General features: G+C 38.3%; 1 protein-coding gene and 1 pseudogene. One reads left to right on the top strand and one right to left on the bottom strand.

Going from position 1 to position 1,312, the window contains the following annotated elements; all coding sequences use genetic code 11:
- Positions 1–910 (top strand): annotated as a pseudogene (locus TY19_RS11730) (hypothetical protein); the annotation flags it as partial.
- Positions 911–1,108: 198 nt separating this feature from the next.
- On the opposite strand, the gene TY19_RS06130 reads toward TY19_RS11730, so the two are convergent.
- On the bottom strand, positions 1,109–1,312 hold a 204-nt coding region (locus TY19_RS06130; protein ID WP_042281001.1), incomplete at its 5' end, for a transposase.

Raw genomic sequence — 1,312 nt, 5'->3', positions numbered from 1 at the left:
TTTGACTGATGCCCATCTGTTAGCGTTAAAAAATTGTAAAAATTTAAAAGCACTACATCTACAAGAATGTCCCAATCTCACCGATGCTGGATTAGCGCATTTGACATCTTTGGTGGCTTTGCAACATTTAAATCTGGCTGAGTGCCATAAAATCACCGACGTTGGTTTAGCACATTTGAGACCTTTAGTGGCTTTAACGCATTTGAATCTGAAGTGGTGCAGAAATCTTACCGACGCTGGCTTAGCCCATTTGACACCTTTGGTGGCTTTAAAATATTTGGATCTGAGCTATTGTAGCAATTTCACGGATGCTGGACTAGCGCATTTGACACCTTTAGTGACTTTACAGCATTTAGATCTGAGCTATTGTAGCAATTTCACGGATGCTGGTTTAGCGCATTTGAGACCTTTAGTGGCTTTAACGCATTTGAATCTGAGGTGGTGCCATAATTTCACAGATGCTGGATTAGCGCATTTAACTCCCTTAGTGGCTTTGCAGCATTTAAATCTGAACCTATGCTGGAAACTCACTGATGCTGGATTAGCCCATTTGAGACCTTTAGTGGCTTTGCAGCATTTGGATCTGAGCTATTGTAGCAATTTCACGGATGCTGGATTAGCGCATTTGACACCTTTAGTGGTTTTACAGCATTTAGATCTGAGTTCGTGCAAAAAACTCACGGATGCTGGATTAGCGCATTTGACACCTTTAGTGGCTTTACAGCATTTAGATCTGAGTTGGTGCAATCATCTTACTGACGCTGGATTGAGGCATTTAACACCTTTAGTAGCTTTGCAAGATCTGTATTTGTACTCTTGCGAAAATTTCACCGAAGTTGGATTGGCGCATTTTAAATCCTCAGTAGCTTCACTTCATTTAAATCTGAAGTGGTGCAAACGTTTTCAATGACGTTGACTAAAAAAATATTATTTGCTTTGGAAATGTTAATAAAATTATAGAGCTCTCAGTGTCGCAATTCTGTAGACTAGTAACCTAAATTTTGGACTTATATAGTAATTTAAATTTAATTTTTCAATTGCATATGCGTATGCTGCAAAAATGCCTTACTCACATTACGTAAGCGTAGCTTTTTCTCTTAGAACCTCTTTAAAATCTTTTTAAAAGGAGAACCACAAACGCCAAAATGACCAGATTTAAGCTTGTATTCAATTTTCTTTCGCAGTTCTTCCATAACCTTCTGCATTTTTCTAACCAGCTAAAAGAACGCTCTACGATCCATCTTTTCGCAATCACTTTAAAAGCATGCAATTCGTTTCTTTTCGTTATCTCTACTGTACATCCCAATATCTC

The sequence above is a fragment of the Candidatus Protochlamydia sp. R18 genome, from assembly GCF_000648255.1.
Lineage (GTDB): Bacteria > Chlamydiota > Chlamydiia > Chlamydiales > Parachlamydiaceae > Protochlamydia > Protochlamydia amoebophila.
Note: the sequence above shows the minus strand (reverse complement) of the source record. Positions and strands in the feature narration are given on the sequence as shown.